The organism is Paenibacillus sp. 2TAB26, from assembly GCF_052115145.1.
Lineage (GTDB): Bacteria > Bacillota > Bacilli > Paenibacillales > Paenibacillaceae > Pristimantibacillus.
In genome coordinates this window covers 45,629-62,408 of the sequence record NZ_JBFRGC010000029.1, presented here as the reverse complement: position 1 = coordinate 62,408, position 16,780 = coordinate 45,629, and the positions used below count along the sequence as shown (strand labels likewise).

Sequence of the window (16,780 nt, the reverse complement as noted above, 5' to 3'; positions counted from 1 at the left end):
CTACCATAATCCAGTCTCCGTTAACTTCTTGCTCATCTTGTTGGCAAATACGACGAGAATAAATCCAACGACGGCATTGAACAGTCCCACCGCTGTCGCCAGGTCGTAACGTGCATCCTGAAGACCAGACCGGTACACGTAGGTGTTAATAACGTCGGCCGCCTCATAGGTGGCCGGCTGATATAGAAGAATGATCGCTTCATATCCGACTTCCAGCATAGAACCCACCTTCATGACAAGCATGATTGCGATCGTCGGAATGATGGCGGGAAGCGTGATATGCCATGTTTGCTTCCATCTATTAGCTCCATCGATAACCGCTGCTTCGTACAAGGCAGGATTGACACCAGACAAAGCGGCTAAATAGATGATAGTACCAAATCCCGCTTCCTTCCAAATATCCATGGACCCGATAAAAATCGTACGGAAATAATCGGGATTGGTCAGAAAGTATTGCTTTTCGCCCCCTACCATCTCAATGAGGATATTGATAATACCGTTGCTAGGAGCCAAAAAGTTGGTAACAATCCCAGCTACGACAACGACCGAAATAAAATGGGGCAAATACGTAAAAGTCTGTACCGTTGCTTTGAAAATCCCGCTCTTCAATTCGTTTAGTAACAAAGCGAGGATAATCGGTACAGGAAATGCGAACAGCAATTGATAAAAACTGAGCAACACGGTGTTTTTTAATAGCCGCCAAAAATACGGACTTTTAAAAAACGTCTCGAAATGTTCAAACCCAACCCAAGGACTCGCTTCGATTCCTTTATATACACTGAAATCCTTAAAGGCGATTTGTAAGCCATACATCGGCTTATACGCAAAAATGATATACCAAGCCAGGAACGGTATCAGGAGCAGATAAAGATAACGGTCCCTGATCAGATTGGCTTTTATTTGTTTAAAGTTAAGCAGCACGCATCCTCTTCTCCTCTCGCAATGATGTTTAGCTGATTTCCTTAGGAGCGCTCCCATTTGAAAGGTCAGCGTTGCAATTCAAACTATAGATACGAATGAAAGCGCTGTCTATCGCCATTATTTCATCTAGCATCAACTCTTTATGTCGTAGTCCATAATGTGCATTATTTCATGTATCAACACTTTCCCTTCATTGAGGAAAGTGTCTGTCGAACATACAAAAGCCGCCTGGCACTTAGGCTAGGCGGCTTTTTATGAATCAACGATTCTCATTGTATGAAGCCTTACTACTTCTCGCTAAGCTTCTTTGCGTACTGGCCGGGAGCTAAACCTTCATACTTGCGGAACATTCGAATAAACGTGTTCGTATTGTTGCAACCGACCATCAGTGCCAAATCGCCAATCTTAATATCTTTCTGCTGGCGCATCATTTCTTTCGCTTGCTGCACGCGATAAAAATTTAAATAATCTTTAAAATTTTCGCCGGAATGATTTTTGAACGCGATGCTGACGTAACCAGGAGAGAAGTTAAACTCCTCCGCTATCATGCTAAGCGATAAATCCTTGTTGTAGTTGTCATGTATATATTCGATCATACGTTGAACAGTGCTATTATCCATCATCTCATTCTGCTGATCAATCGTATCAATCATGGCGCTAAACAGGGTCGTGATGGCCGAAACCATTCGTTCCTTCGATTCGCCGTTCTGAACGATGTCCAAAGATTCTTTGTGTGCTCGAACAAACTCTTCGAAGGACATGTTCAGTTGCTGGATAATTCGACTCAGAGTAGCTAATACAAGCAAACAGAACTGGTCGAGCTGCTGCGGTGTTAACTGTCTTTGCTCCAAATTTTCCGATAGAAGGAGGTTTAGTGTATGTAATGCATTTGCCCGCTTGCCCCGAATCACATAGCTGATCAGCTCTCGCTCCGTATCGATAGGATAATAATAGCTGACCATCTGAACTTGACTGAGCTGTTTATAAGTAATGACGGAAGTCTTATCAACTGCCGATTTCCTCTTCAGGGTATCAAGCGCCTGGATAAAGGAGCGGTCAATTTCGCCAGCAGATGCTACAGGCCTGCCAACAGCTGCAGTCAATCCGTACGCATGTGCGTCCTCGATTTGAGCCATCGCTTTCATGAGCTTCTTCTGAATGGATTCCGTATCTGAATCCTTGATTATGAAGACAAATTTGGTGAAATCGTGATCAAGCAGCTCGCAAGGGAAATGGACTTTCATTTGTTCATGAATGATCAAGGAAGTCTTTGATTTTATCGTAAGAATTGCGTCTTTCGAATATTGCTCCTCCAATTCTTTATCGTTCGAGAATGAAACTACGCAAACGCTTAAAGCGGTAGATAGGCTTTGCAGTTGATGTGTATTTAGCAGATCATCCACCTTGTCAGGAGGAACGAGTCCATAGAGCAAATCCCGCAGGAACTTGTCTCTCATTGAAAGCCTGTGCTCATGCAACGCGGTTTTCATCTGTTCATTAGCCTTACTTATACTCGTCACCGTCTCATTCAGGAAGGCGAATTCGTCTGCTCCCGTAGGTTCCCCGTAGCTTTTGAACAATCCGACGAGATGACCGACAGGTCGGTACATGCGCTTGGAAACCATATAGGCGAATGCTAGTCCCACAAAGATAAGAATGGCTAATAAAAGCACAGCCCCTTTCAAATTCGGTGAAAAGGAATCTACCAACGAGTAGTTCTGTGTAACATACATATACGTCCATTGTGGCATCGTTTTTGAGCGAATCAAATGGAAATCAAATTCATCATTGGATAGCTTCGTATAATCCCCGGTTGCCTGTTCATCTAGTTCTCGCAGTGGATAGGCAAGCAATTGCTTCCCCCGTTTATCGTCAAAGCTTGATTTGAGCGTAACGTATCGACCATTCTCAATTATGGCAAAAGCTTCTTGCATATCAGGCGATAGGGACGGTAGCAACAATTGTTCGAAGAATGAGACAACAAAAAATAATGAATTTCCTATTCCTACCCGTTCCGGATTAACGATTATTATCGATGCGTTTTCATCGCTCTTAGAAATTATATTTTTGCTGCTCGATAGTGTTATGGTTGGACTCGTGCTGTCTGTTCCTAATTGTGCAAGATCCTCATTCGTCATTCCCATATCTTCCATATAGCGTCTTCTATCCGATGAAATTTGCGGCGTAATGACCAAATCGTCGTTAGTCTTCATTAGATCGATGCTATAGCCGAATTCAGAGAATGCGTCTATATGATTTTGCAGTGCATAAGAAGTTTGTGTGATCTCATAGTAATTACGATCTTTTTCAGCGAATTTAACAACATGCTCATTTAATCTCAATTGCGCGATTAAGTTGAAAGAAACGCCGAGTTTCGTGTCAATATTGTCGCGAGATTGCATGAGGAAATTTTGCTGGTTTTGACTCAATTCCGATCGCACTCTTTGGCTGTCCTTAAAGAAAGACAGGCAGACCGCAATCATAGTGTAAGCGAATACAATAATAAGATAAGCGATAAGTAGTTTTGTGAAAAAAGACTTTCTAAGCAATTTTATCTCCCCTTGGCAATTCCTTCTGAGCTGAAAATAACCTAATAAGAAAGCAAATATCCTCATTGGTTACTCGTATACGCTTACATTCTTCGAAAATATCATAACTTACACTATATATGAATGTGAAAATACCGTCTATCACCAAAACTCACAAAGCGGTTCTAACTCACAGCTGCTTTTTATAATTGAGTCATTCTATATGACCTATTGTCTAATTGTAGAGAAAATTATTGTACTCATCCATGTATATTCATATGAGTTACATGTATAATCGTACTGAAATTAATGAGCTTTAAAGTTACATGTAGAATGAGATCATATAGGAAAAGAAATATTTTTTTGAATTTAGCAGTATTGTTCACGACCCTAGCCTTCTCTTTCACCGTATCTCAGAAAGAGAATCTAGAGTCGGATATAAAGTCTGAATGTTATAAATATCCTAAATTTAACTAGGGTCCCATATAGCCACTGGTTTATTTCTTATTGAACAATCCGCTCGATCAGCACCGAAATCACTTTTGCTATTTCTGCTCTAGTCAACTTGCCTTTAGCATCAAATTGATTGCCTGGTCTGCCACTAATGATTCCATAACGCTGCAATTGTTGAATAGCAGGCAAAGCCCATCCTGAGATGAATTGTTCATCTGCAAAAGGAAGTACTGCATCTGCTTCAGTAACCGATATGGCTGCATAGTTCATGAAATTTGCGATCATTTGGGCCATTTCTTCTCTTGTAACATCTTTATCCGGAGCGAACTTGCCATTTCCTATTCCGTTTACAATCCTATTATCACTTGCAAAAGCAATAAAAGGAGCATAATACTTGTCAGCATCCACATCATCGAAAGTTGTCTTAGAGGCAGCCATATCCACGCCACTAAGCCTGCCTAGCACTGTTGCCAGCATACCTCTGGTCATTGTGCTGTTTGGTGCAAAAACACTACTCGAGACCCCTTGAAAAAGCTCCCTCGCTGCCACAAAATCCACGCTGTATGTTGCCCAATGCTTCCTCATATCTGCATAAACCTTCGAGTTGTATGCAATAACAAATGTGGAAGCCTGCCGAGTCAAAAATACAACCTTACCGTCATTCGCCATAGCTTGAGCAACAATCACTTTTTGTCCCTCATTCATTCGATAGACGATGATTCGCTCATTAAATTCATTCATTTTCACCTCATAAGGAACACTTACTTTAATATTGCTGCTAAAATTCGTTACTTTCTTACCGTCAACGATAATTACAACCGTTCTTGCCGGCTTTCCATCAACTGGTGCTTCATGCTCGATTCTGATTGTGATGTTTTCACCACCTAATTCCGCAATGGTTTCGCCGTTTATTTCTAGATCGCCGATAGACGTTTGAATGACTAACTTCTTACCGCTTTGGGCGATAAGCTTTGCGGATTCACCGCTAATAATGGCTTCGACGCTTTTTGCAGTCTTAGGTACAGTGATGGTGAACGTTACGTTCTTATATTGACTTTCTCTTATATTACCCCTCACAAACTCGTCCTCTACCCGTACACTTACATGCCCATTCGATTCTTGAATTGGGGTTGGACTTGGATTCGTGGATGGACTCGATTCCGGCTTCGGTGTCGGTTGCAGCGGAGAAACGATCTCAAAGCCTCCCGTCTTGCTTGTCATAACTGCCGATGTATTCAAATCCTTATACGCCTTTAAATCAATTACGGCAAACTCCGAAACCCCTGCTTCTCCAATAGCCTTGAACGTCAAACTCATCACGACCACCGTATCATTTGTCTTAAATCCGTCGGAGTTGACGGCAGCCACTTTTACCGTTCCTCTTGCGGAATCCACATGGTACTCGTACAGCCAATCGGCAACATCCTTCCCTTTCTTAACCACTCCTCCCGACAATTCAAGGGCTGTGTGATCGTAATTCAATTGAAATTCAAACGTCTTTAGCCCTTTCGATCGGTGAATTACGATGTCCACGGTCGCGCTTTTCCCAGGCGAGGCTTGTGCGGACTTCACTTCCAACTCCGGATTAACTGTTGGCGACGAAATGGCATAACTAACATTTTGAAGCAAGAACGAGAGGATGAGCAAACAGCCTATCACTTTCCACAAATGCCTTATTTTCATAGGAATCGTCCTTTCTTGATTAAGGGGGAAGGCGTTCTGTCGCCTTCCCCGCTCGATAGTTTATTATTTAATATTCGGTCCGGCTAGCTTGTCCGCAATGATCTGCAATAGTGCTAGAACATCGAGCGTATCAACCGCTTTATCGCCATTCACATCCGCAGCCGCATATTGAGCTGCATTCTCTTTACTTGGACCAATAACAATTAGTTTAAGAATTCCCGTCGCATCCATTACATCAATTTTGTTGTCTCCATTAACGTCGCCAAGCATCATATTTGTAATGGTAATCGCTGCATTCTTCGATCCGATCCGCGCATATGCCGTCTCGCCTGTGGCGTTCATCGTTATCGCCTGCAAAAGCTCGAACGAAATCGCTGTCGTTTCATCCTTTGCAATATCCGCTTTGGCGCGGAATACCAGGTTGGCAACCACCGTTGGCTCGTCCGTACCAAGTGCAGCATCAGATACACTTGCGAAGCTGACTGTACCAGGTGTTGCTGTATTGGTAGCGTTTGTTTCCTTAAACTTCGTTAACTCAAACGATTCTAGTGTCAGCAGTTCTTCATCATAACGAATGACGCCTTCAAGACCAACGAGATCAGATGCCTGCTCTACGTTAACAGGTACCTTGAAAATACTACCCTTCGTAACGGATTGATCCACGGCACTCAGTTGCATCCCATTCTCGCCGGGATTCGGTTCATCGTCCGGATACAAATTAAGATCCATAGCGAATTGGTTTTTGTCGCGGAACAGTTTGTCATTTTTGACGGAATACCAATTCACATTCACATTGTTGCTGCCTTCCTTGAACGTCATCAGCATAAGCATGCCTAAGTCTCGCGGCTGCATGAATTGGGCATCCACCAGCATTTGCTGGACTGAATTGCCATGTTCGCCGATATCCTCTCTCACAACAAGATCCGGATAGCCAATATGCCCCGAAAGTACCAGCACAATGTTTTCGTGTTTGCTTACGAATTCATTCCACATATCATCGCCGTTATTTGCGTCATTGATATAAGCGGTCGGGTAATCGATATGGCGGGTGCTAATAAGCTCTCCGTTGTGATACACATAATTATGAGTTTCGACGATAATTCGTTTATCTGGGTTTTCAGTCGCGATTTGATTCGCCCATGCCAATACGTCATCGTTTGGAGCAAACTCCATCGCAATGACCATATACTGCACGCCGCCTATATCGAAGTAATGGTACGTATTCTCCATTTTGCCTTCTTGAAAAGCTCCTCCGAAGGTGGATAACTTGGAATATTTGCTGTACGGAAAGTAATTGTTGTAATTCGTGTAATTGCGGGTCAAATTCGTTTTATTCAAAATCACGTCGTGATTGCCTGGTGGCGCCACATAAGGTACTATGCCATCCAAATACGAATACGCTTCAGATGCGACCGCCCATTCTGCTGTGCTCGATGCCGTATCTACGATATCGCCCACGCCTATCGCCAACTTGATATTCATATCGTCAGCATGATCCTTGATCCATTTCATATATTTCTTCATCTCTTCAGGATGCAACCTCGTCATATACTGGGTGTCAGGAATAACAGCGATCGTATAATCACCTTCTGCAAATTCGGGCTCTAGCCAATTAGTCGATTCATTATCGTAGATGATTCCATCGTTCTTATTGGCGGAGACATCCGGATACACGCCATTAGCGGCTTGATTGAGCTTCCAGTTCCCCATCAATCCCGCTTCATTTCCTTGCAATGAAACCTTATAATTCGTTTTTATCTCTTCGTCCGTTCGGATAGTGGACCATACACGAACATCGGCGATTTGACCCTTGAATGTCATCAGCGGCTTGCCGTCTGTGCCATATCCTCTAAAATCCGAACCGATCTTCAGCTCGCGTGCGGTCCTGTCGTTCGGAATCTTCGCCTTCAAAACCTCCTCTTCTAGTTTTTCTCCATTGATATAAGTACTCGCTGTATTGTTCTTGTCATCCAATACCATAGCGACATGAACCCAATCGCCGACATTTACGTTAATATCCGAATAGTAATTGATTTCACTGCTTTTATCGGCTCTCCAGTACAATTTCGGATTGCCGTTGCTGCCAATTTCAAAGTTAAACCGGGAAACATCACTATAATATTGATCTTCGTAATTCCCCAAAACTACTCCAACTGGTTGATCCTTTGGTGTATTGGCCGGTACATTTACCCAAGCTTCAACCGTACGAGGGGCATCCGATAAACGTTCCTCAGTCATTAATTCCAATTGTCCATTGGTAAAATCAGTGCCAGTTCCTTCAAATTCGCTAATGTAAGGCGTTTCGATCTCATAAGCTTTTTTGAAGCCAAGCGCTGTACCGTTAATTTTACCGGCTTTATCGACTACCATATTCGTAAGAGGCACAGAGCTGTCCAGTGACCAAGCATGCATTAAACCTTCTTCACTGCCCTTGATTTCTATATTGACATTATCTTTAATCTCATCCAACGTACGGACATCACTCCACAATCTAACCTCTGCGACCTCCGCTCTAATGTGCATGGAATTCCTTGTGTCCTTTCCGATGCTGTGTACGTACTGAGGAGTGACCTGTGCAGCCAAATCCAGATTTTCAAAGGTGGCAATAACGGCTCCATCTTGGATAACGGTTACTCTCTTATTCACAACGTCTCTGGTCACCGCCAGATGCGTCCATTTCCCCGTCGCAATATTTGCGCCTTGGGTCGATTTATCGATCAGCTTTGAATTGGATAGTTCATAATAACGGAATTGGTTGTCGGCTTTGAGTTCAAGGTTAAATTGAGTGCCTGCATTCGCGTTGTAATTCCCGAACAAAACCTGACGCTGATTGGGGTTAACTGCAAATTTAGCGCGCATCTCAAAGGTGGACGGTACATTGCTCAGCTTCTCATTAAGTTCTACAGCGTTGCTTTTCGCCGCATTAAAGACCAATCCGTAAGGGTCGCCAGACTCCTCAGCTTGTACCGGAGTCATGAAGCCTTGCATAACCATCATGACGGCTAACGTCAATGTAATGAATAACCTTCTTTTTTTCACAATTATCGCCCTTTCTGCCATTTGATTAATAAAGATAAAATTAATACCGATCCGCATCCTGAGGTAAGGTTATCGTCTGTTTGCTTTATCGTATTGACCATTGCCTTATACGTAACTCACCCTCTCAAATCAGTTTGTCATTCCCCATCGCCCGAATCGAAGCATGCTGTTGAACTACAGCAAGGTAAAGTTAAGCACCTATGGTTCATGCTTTTTAAAGTATATAGAAATAATGCATTTTAAAGCAATACATTTTGCTGTTTTTAACAGTAACTTAATACTTTATGCAGTATATTAATTTTTAAAAATGCAAATTATATAAAAAAAAAGCCCTTCCCGCTGTTAAAGCGGGAAAGGCTGCCTTGGCGATTCCTGTTCTGTCCGTCCATTACCGGCTAACTCTGTTTGTAAACGACTTTCATTCCTGAATGTTTATACTTTTTCACAATATCTTCATTAATTGAAGAGTCCGTAATAATCATATCAATCTGATCCAGCGGACAAACATTCAAATAAGAAACCTTCTCGAATTTGCTGGAATCGGCCGCAACATTAATCTGCCTGGCACTTCCTATCATCGCCTTAATAATATCGATTTCATGAATACGGAAATCAGTTAAACCTTTGTTAACCGAAATCGCATTAATCGAAATAAATACCTGGTCAATATTGTATCCGGCGATATCCTCTTCACACTTCTTCCCATATAACGCGTATTCTTGTTGGTCCAAAATGCCGCCTGGCACAATGACAGTGAAGCTCGCCTTGTTGGAGAATTGTTCGATAATACGCAATCCGTTCGATATAATCGTCAGCCTTTCGAAATTTTCGGAGAGCTTCTTGGCGATCTCCAAAGTTGTCGTCCCCGCATTTAAAGCAATGGCTTGGCCTTCGGATACATATTCGCACACCAACTGAGCGAGCTCTATCTTTTTCTCTTTGTTTCTATTCTCTCTATAAAAAAATACACTCTGGTCTCCGTGATCGTCAGCTGGAATAGCGCCTCCATGGACGCGCTTAAGCAGCTTCTTCGATTCCATATTTTCCAAATCCCGTCTGACTGTATCAATCGAAACATTGAGAACATGGACTAGATCGGTTACTTTAACAGAATCGTTTTGCTTTAATATTTCTTGTATTTTTTTGTAGCGCTCTTCTTGGAGCATGAATCCACCCGCTTCCGACAATCTGACAATTGTACAATCAATTGCAACATCAATAGTATACATTTGATAATGCCAGTTCTCAAGTGGTTGGTTCTTTGACAATCCTATTTTTTGCTTTATTTTGCGTCATAAATAAAAAAAGCCGAATCGTTACACATTCATCTTCAATTTCTTCTTGATTATTCTCGCCACGATTTCCAGAATAATAGCGAATGCCAAAATCATGTACGTAATCAGTCCGATTTCCCGTACATCGAAATAATAATTGCTGGCCATAAACATATCATAGCCGATGCCTCCAGCCCCTGCCGCAGCGCCCATCGCTAACGCAACTACGAAGTTGATCTCGAAGCGCATAAACGTCCAAGAGATCAGATACGAGATTGAAGAGGGAAGGACAGCCTGAAACACAATCTGCCACCAATTAGCTCCGCTGGCTTTCATCGCTTCAATAACACCATCCTCCATTTCTTCGAAAGACTCGGAATACGCTTTAACTAAGTAACTCACGGAGTGGAACGTCATGCCTATAACAGCGGCCACACTCCCAAGCCCTGCCGCTACAGCAAAAATAAGTACCCATAATACCGTGGGAACCGCTCTTATGAAGGCAACGATGCTTCTAATGAGCAGCGATACTGCCGGACTCGATAGATTACGCGCAGCAAGTAAGCCAAGAAATAGAGCAATTACCCCGCCAAACAGCGTCGTTAAAAAAGCAAGCCCTAGCGTGATGACCACTTGCTTCAGCGCCTCGGCTAAAGTGAAATGCTTTGCCCTTGCTTCTAGGAACATGGTGCCGAGCGTATCGCCCGTGCCTTTCACTGCCTCCAAGAGATTTAGATCCTTGTAGTCAAACGTGAAAAAACCGAATAACGAAAGCGCTACTAGCGTCATTAAAGTTAGTCGAATAACGAATGAAGCTTTATTAAAGGGCTTAACTATGCGATTCATGTTACATAATCACTCTCCTCACATAGCTTGATACAGACTCGATGATCATGATGGCAATGACGATGACGACTACGACTAAGGAGGCGGCACCGTAGTTCAAGCTTTTGTAATACAGATTGAATAAAAATCCAATGCCCGTTCCGGTTAGAATACCAATTAAAGTCGCTTGTCTAATATTAGTTTCGATCGTGAACAAGATCCAGCTCAGCAACTGAGGAATACTCGATGGAATGACAGACTGTGCAATGATAGCCAGATAACTCGCACCTGTAGCCCTTAACGCTTCTACGGAGCTGTTGCTGACTTCATCAATAGACTCCATGAAAGCTCGTGTAAGAAAACCGAATGAGCCGAAAAACAATGCCAAATAACCCGTCAGCACATTCATCCCGAAGGAGAACAGCAATATCATCGACCATGCAGCTACGTCGATATTACGGAATATTGTAGCAATCCAGCGGCTTGCCAGACTGAATACCCCGTTTATACCTGTCGTCTGCGAGCCTAGGACTGCGAAAGCCAGTGCAAATACCGATGCCGTGGTCGTTGCCGCGATGGAAACCAATAGCGTCTCTATGAGCTTTTCCAGTATATCCGGCAGTTTCATCATCGATTTCTCATCCGGATAAAAGTTGCTGACCGCCCATTGCACCGCTTTAGGAATCGAAGTAAATCCCTTTATCACATCATACTCCGTAATTATTATCGCCAGCATCGTAGCGCCAAGCATCAGTGCGCAGAACAACAGGGTGTTCAGTCTTTTTCGCAGAAAAAAGTTATCCCGCATTAAGGCCACCGTTCGAATCAAGCAACTCATCCAGCTCCGAGCCATATATGTGATGAAGACGCTCCTTCGTCAATCCTTCCGGAGTACCATCGTATACGACCGTTCCTTTGTTGACTCCAATGATGCGATCCGAATATTTCAGTGCTACATCGACTTGGTGCAAATTGACGACGACCGTAATTCCCATAGTGGAGCAAATATTGCGAAGATGCTCCATAATGACTTTGGAAGCATTCGGATCCAATGATGCGATCGGCTCATCGCATAAGAGCATCTTCGGATCCTGTATCAGTGCCCGCGCAATGCCTACGCGTTGCTTCTGGCCGCCGCTTAACTGATCACAGCGTTTATAGACTTGCTCCTCCAAGCCCAGGATCTGCAGAACACCGTACGCCTTCACCTTCTCCTCCTCAGTATAAATACCGAGCACGCCAGCCAAGGTAGACTTATACCCAAGCCTTCCATGTAGAACATTCTCGAACACACTCAACCGGTTAACCAGATTGTAATGCTGAAAAATCATTCCGATTCGAGTCCTTAGCCTCTTCAGCTCTTTCTTATTTATTGCTAACACATTCTTGTTATCGAATAGGATCTCCCCGCTGCTTGCTTCAATCATTCGATTAATGCAGCGAAGGAGAGTCGATTTGCCCGCCCCTGATGGTCCGATGACAGAAACGAACTCCCCTTCATTCACAGCGAAGTTAACATTCGATAACGCCTTTGTATCCGAGCCGTATTGTTTCGATACATGCTTGAATTCCAATAACGTTGTCATGAGTAACTCCTTTTCTCTTTCCCAGTTGTTTTAAAAATGGCCGTATGACGCGATGCCGAATAATATTTCTTATTTAGCCATTTCGCGAACCGGGTTGAAGAAAGCGTCGTCCACCGGTACAAATTTCTCTTTACCCGATTTTTTCTTAAAGATGCTCGTTCCTTCGCCATCTTTCGGAAGGAAAATTTTCTCGTTATTCGTTACAGCGTCAGATGTGAATATTTCCAATAATTTCTGTTGGTCCTCTTCACTAAGTGTGTTTTTGTTAACTGCAAAAGGCTGGTTTAGAACAGGCGTAACAGAGATCAAAGTGAACTCTTTGTTCGCTAGTGTATTGAACGGTTCTTCCGCACCTTCTTTCACTTTGTATACTGCACCTGGTTTATTCGCATCGCCGGATACAAGCTCTACATAGTTCTCCACGCAAGTATCGCAGAATGCTGCAATGTCGGCTTTGCCGGACAAGAGGTTGACTGCCGCTCCTTGGTGCGATCCGCCAAATAAAACCTCACTGAACAATTTGTCGTCTCCGCCTTGCAGAAGATCTTCAGTCGTCAACGTCTTGTACTTGTCCATTTTGCTGAAGTAGCTGATAATGCCTGCCGATGGAACCTTGAATCCGGATGTAGAGGAATTCGATACGAATGAAAATTTCTTGCCTTCCATTTTATCGAGAGCGAAATCGCTGCCATTCATGTATTCAGATTCTTCGCCTTTGTTAACTGCGAGCCAGCTGTAATAAACAGCATCATCGAGCGTTCCGGACTCACCGCTTTGCACAAATAAAGACTGAACCTGATCGTTCTTTGCGTTAGCATCAATGTAGCCTTGCGCTCCCATGTAACCAATATCCGCGTTGCCGTTTGCGATGGCTTCAATCGCGATAATATAGTCGGTCGTCGTTTGGTGTTCTACTTTTTTGCCTGTTGCTTCTTCAATAATTTTTGAAAACTCATCGCGTGCGTCTTTCAATTCGGCTCCTGATTCATTCGGATACCAGACCATCGTAATGGTGTCTTTCGATTTCGCCGGTTTCGAACTGCTGCTGCCATTCTCCGCTGAGTTATTGCTTCCGCATGCAGCAAGAACCGTAATTAGTACAAAAGTAAGAACGATCGATAATGCCTTTTTCATCATCTAACACTCCTTTGTTTTTTGTATTTCGAATGCTTATATCAAGCGTAGTCGGCTGTTCTTTGCGTAATGGAAGTACAAGCCAAACATGACGCTGTGAATTTAAAGCAGTGAAACGAGCATATGCTTCAGTTCTTCAGGCGAAATAGGAGCGGGGTTGTTGTCCATTCTTCCCTTTGTGTATGCTTGGGCGATAATGGCTGCAATTCCTTCTTCAGTAACGCCGTAATCGTTCAGGTTGCCCGACAAGCCGTATAGTTCATAAATGGATTGAACAAACCGTTGCACGCCTTGAACATCCTCCGCTCCGAATGCATGAAGAAGCTTCATCGGCTCTACTAACGTAGAATAGTTATGCTTTAGAACAGTGGCTAACGTCACGCTGGCAGCAATTCCATGATCAATGCCGTAGGATAATGTCAACGGATAAGAAATGGAATGGCAAGCGGTCGTTCTCGTATTGCTGAAGGCCAGACCGGCAAGCACGCTGCCTAGTGACAATTGCTCTCTGCAACCAAGCTGCTCAGAACTTTCTTTCAGCAATGGCAGCGCATTCCGAATTCGTTCAATCGCTTCCAGAGCATACAAGCGGGATATTTCGTTGGTATGGACGGACCAATAGGCTTCAGTGGCATGGCATAACGCATCCAGAGCCGTTGAGACGCTCAAGCGGAGCGGCATGGTCAAGGTTAACTCAGGAAGAATCAAAGCCGCGCTTGCAAACAAACGTTGATCGGATACCGAATATTTGCAGCCGAGCTCCTCATCCCATATCGTTGCCCAGCTCGTTACCTCAGACCCCGTTCCGGAGGTAGTCGGAATGCCGATCCAGGGCGCGAATCCTGTTTGTTTATTATATTGCTCGCCTGTGATTGCCTTCCTAACATCCTCTGGGCTGTCCAGATTTAAGCGCTGCAGTGCCGCTAACGTTTTTGCTGCGTCCATTACACTTCCGCCGCCAATCGCGACAATCAATTCATAATCGAATGAGTTAACCTGCTGAATAAGTTGATAGATATCCTTAATGTCGGGATTGTTCAATGTGACTCCATGAATAAAAACGTCTTTATCGGCTAAAATGTCCTGAACAGGCTTCAAACATTCGGATTTCTCGACTTCAAACCCTCTAGTTAAAAGCAATACGCGCCGTACCCTAGCATACTCGTGCTTTAACTTATCGCAGAGCGCGCCAAGAGATGCTTCGCCGAAATAAATAGATACCGGATTAAAGTAATGATTCATCTGAGCTCCCTCGCTAGACCGCTTAGTTCAAGTTCTTTTATCACGGCTGGAAGCTGGGATATTGAATTAATAATGAAATCAGCTCCCGCTTTTTCGAACGATTTTCTCGTCTCGTCCATGCGCGCTTTCAGCGCGCCTGCGTCCATCATCTCTACCTCTGATTGTGTCAGTCCAAGCTCGCTGCTGCCCGAGATGATAGCCACTGTCCAGACGCCTGCGTTCTTTCCTTCATAAATGTCAGATACCGTGTCCCCGACCTTCATCACTGAAGCGGGAGGAAATATCCCGAGTTCTGTCATATTACGGAATATCATATACGGATAAGGGCGTCCCGCTTTCACCTCATCTGAAGCAATCATAAAGTCAGGCGAATATCCTTTGCGCCTTGCCTCAGGCACGATAACATCCATCATTCCTTTGGTGTAGCCTGTAGTCGAGCCAATAACGATCCCCGCTTCACGGAGAAGACTAATCGTCTCCAACGCTCCTGGTATCGGATCCGTATACGCTTTTAACGACTCCATCAAGGTCGATTCAAAATCGGAATATAATCGATCGATATCTTCTTTAACAGGTTCAGTACCGTACTTGTCAATCCATTGTCCCCTTACCCTATCCATCTGCAATATCGCTTGAATATGATCCCACTTCAACATGCCCATAGGTTCTCTTGCTTCCCGATTTGTGATGGGCACTCCCGCTTTATCGAATGATTCCAAAAATGCGTGCATTGGGGCAAAGCAACCATAATCAATGACCGTTCCTGCCCAATCGAAAATAACCCCTTTAATGCGCTCGTTATTGTTGTCCATTACGTCTCCTCATTTCATTAACTTCGTCGAACAACTCTGATTATAGAGAATAATTCAAAAAGCCGCAATATAATTTGCTTTATTTTACGTACTTTTAACAATTCAATGCTTTTTTATGCTGTTTTAACATTGCGAAAACATAAAAAACTGCAAAACGCGGGTTAAAACCACTCAATACTACATTTTCCTGATCACGTGCTGCAAAAAACTGACTAGGAATTAAGGCATCTTAGGGAAAAACAAGCTTTCTTCCTGAGGGTTGTTGGTTAATGCCATCACTTTTTCAAATACAACATTATATTTATCCATTTATTATTAGAATGGAAAGGCTATTAGCTAGAACTAGAATGCTTAAGAATATAAACAAACAAAAAAACCTCCCCGCAGTACCCTGCAGAGAGGTCCCCTCTCATAAAATATCTTCTCATCTCGCTTATCCTTAAGTATTTCACGACTTCCAGGAGCCGCAGCGAATGCATAATCTCACGCTCCAGCAGATACTAAAAGCTAACCTCATTCTTTTGTCTAATTTTCTTGTCATCCAACATCGAACGCCCTGCCACGTAGGTATAGTCTCCGAAACACTAAACACAAAAAAGCCGCGATTTACGCGGCACTTAATGAGATAAAGCTGTTGTCAACCGACACATGGCTGTGACAAGTCAGGTTATGAGATACTAATGAGCTCTTTGCATGTATAAAATTAAAACGTATTATAGATATTTTCACATTCTTCCCCGGTCGGTTCATAAAAGCAGTGCTTCTTCCAACGTCCTGCGAGCGGCTGATTATACCAAGTTGGCGGACATGGACCGGGATTTTCGAACGATCCTGGACGGAAATACCATAGGGAGAATTTGGCTGGCCAATTCCGCTCCCCATTCACTGCCCGTTGCGCCAGACGGCGTTCCCTGTCTCTTGCATTCTGATAGTACAAACTATGTTGCAACGCTTCGAACGCATGCTCCTGGTTGATCATTTGGGGAATTGTCCGGATATCTTTAAAATCGGAGCAATTCCCTCTTATTCGGTTAATGCCAACATTTCCAACAAGCAGCATTCCCATTTCGCCTTCGGTCTCAGCTTCAGCTCGAAGCAACCTTGCCAACATGTTAATATCCTGTTGCCTTGCTTTTACGACTGCCATTGACTCACCTCTTTAGATTTCTAGACTCATCATATTGTAGGTGAAGCGAATGTGTTACTCTGGCATAAGAAAGAGCGATAATAAATTGCCCACCACACTCTTCTGCCTGTTAGTTTAATGAAATATTGGTTGCTTG

12 protein-coding genes are annotated in these 16,780 nt (G+C 43.5%); all 12 read right to left on the bottom strand.

All coding sequences use genetic code 11. The features are described 5' to 3' along the window. The gene (locus AB4Z50_RS28160; RefSeq protein WP_441884551.1) at positions 1 to 921 is read right to left on the bottom strand and encodes an ABC transporter permease; all 921 of its coding nucleotides are present in this window, start codon (positions 919 to 921) and stop codon (positions 1 to 3) included. A gap of 287 nt (positions 922 to 1,208) precedes the next feature. Next, positions 1,209 to 3,470 (bottom strand): helix-turn-helix domain-containing protein, encoded by a 2,262-nt coding sequence (locus AB4Z50_RS28155; protein ID WP_441884549.1) that lies wholly within the window; start codon positions 3,468 to 3,470, stop codon positions 1,209 to 1,211. A 483-nt stretch (positions 3,471 to 3,953) separates the two neighbouring features. Beyond that, positions 3,954 to 5,561, bottom strand: coding sequence for an S-layer homology domain-containing protein (locus AB4Z50_RS28150; protein WP_441884621.1), 1,608 nt, complete (start codon positions 5,559 to 5,561; stop codon positions 3,954 to 3,956). A gap of 87 nt (positions 5,562 to 5,648) precedes the next feature. After that, positions 5,649 to 8,624 (bottom strand): LamG-like jellyroll fold domain-containing protein, encoded by a 2,976-nt coding sequence (locus tag AB4Z50_RS28145; RefSeq protein ID WP_441884547.1) that lies wholly within the window; start codon positions 8,622 to 8,624, stop codon positions 5,649 to 5,651. Positions 8,625 to 9,019: 395 nt separating this feature from the next. Further along, positions 9,020 to 9,853 (bottom strand): DeoR/GlpR family DNA-binding transcription regulator, encoded by an 834-nt coding sequence (locus AB4Z50_RS28140; RefSeq protein WP_441884545.1) that lies wholly within the window; start codon positions 9,851 to 9,853, stop codon positions 9,020 to 9,022. 87 nt (positions 9,854 to 9,940) lie between these two features. Further along, positions 9,941 to 10,744: a PhnE/PtxC family ABC transporter permease gene (locus AB4Z50_RS28135; RefSeq protein WP_441884543.1), complete on the bottom strand. Its 804-nt coding sequence runs from the start codon at positions 10,742 to 10,744 to the stop codon at positions 9,941 to 9,943. Between the two features lies 1 nt (position 10,745). Further along, positions 10,746 to 11,531 carry a PhnE/PtxC family ABC transporter permease gene (locus AB4Z50_RS28130; protein WP_441884619.1) on the bottom strand — a complete coding sequence of 262 codons (786 nt, stop codon included), beginning with the start codon at positions 11,529 to 11,531 and terminating at the stop codon, positions 10,746 to 10,748. Further along, positions 11,521 to 12,309 (bottom strand): phosphonate ABC transporter ATP-binding protein, encoded by a 789-nt coding sequence (gene phnC, locus AB4Z50_RS28125; RefSeq protein ID WP_441884541.1) that lies wholly within the window; start codon positions 12,307 to 12,309, stop codon positions 11,521 to 11,523. The genes AB4Z50_RS28130 and phnC overlap by 11 nt, the downstream gene beginning before the upstream one ends. 69 nt (positions 12,310 to 12,378) lie before the next feature. Next, the gene (locus tag AB4Z50_RS28120) at positions 12,379 to 13,443 is read right to left on the bottom strand and encodes a PhnD/SsuA/transferrin family substrate-binding protein (RefSeq protein WP_441884539.1); all 1,065 of its coding nucleotides are present in this window, start codon (positions 13,441 to 13,443) and stop codon (positions 12,379 to 12,381) included. 102 nt (positions 13,444 to 13,545) lie between these two features. After that, positions 13,546 to 14,685 (bottom strand): phosphonoacetaldehyde reductase, encoded by a 1,140-nt coding sequence (locus AB4Z50_RS28115; protein ID WP_441884537.1) that lies wholly within the window; start codon positions 14,683 to 14,685, stop codon positions 13,546 to 13,548. Next, positions 14,682 to 15,497 (bottom strand): phosphonoacetaldehyde hydrolase, encoded by an 816-nt coding sequence (phnX, locus tag AB4Z50_RS28110; RefSeq protein ID WP_441884535.1) that lies wholly within the window; start codon positions 15,495 to 15,497, stop codon positions 14,682 to 14,684. Before phnX ends, AB4Z50_RS28115 begins: the two co-directional genes overlap by 4 nt. A 703-nt stretch (positions 15,498 to 16,200) precedes the next feature. Next, complete coding sequence (locus AB4Z50_RS28105) at positions 16,201 to 16,644, bottom strand: cell wall hydrolase (RefSeq protein ID WP_076270629.1); 444 nt, start codon at positions 16,642 to 16,644, stop codon at positions 16,201 to 16,203. Positions 16,645 to 16,780 lie beyond the last annotated feature (136 nt).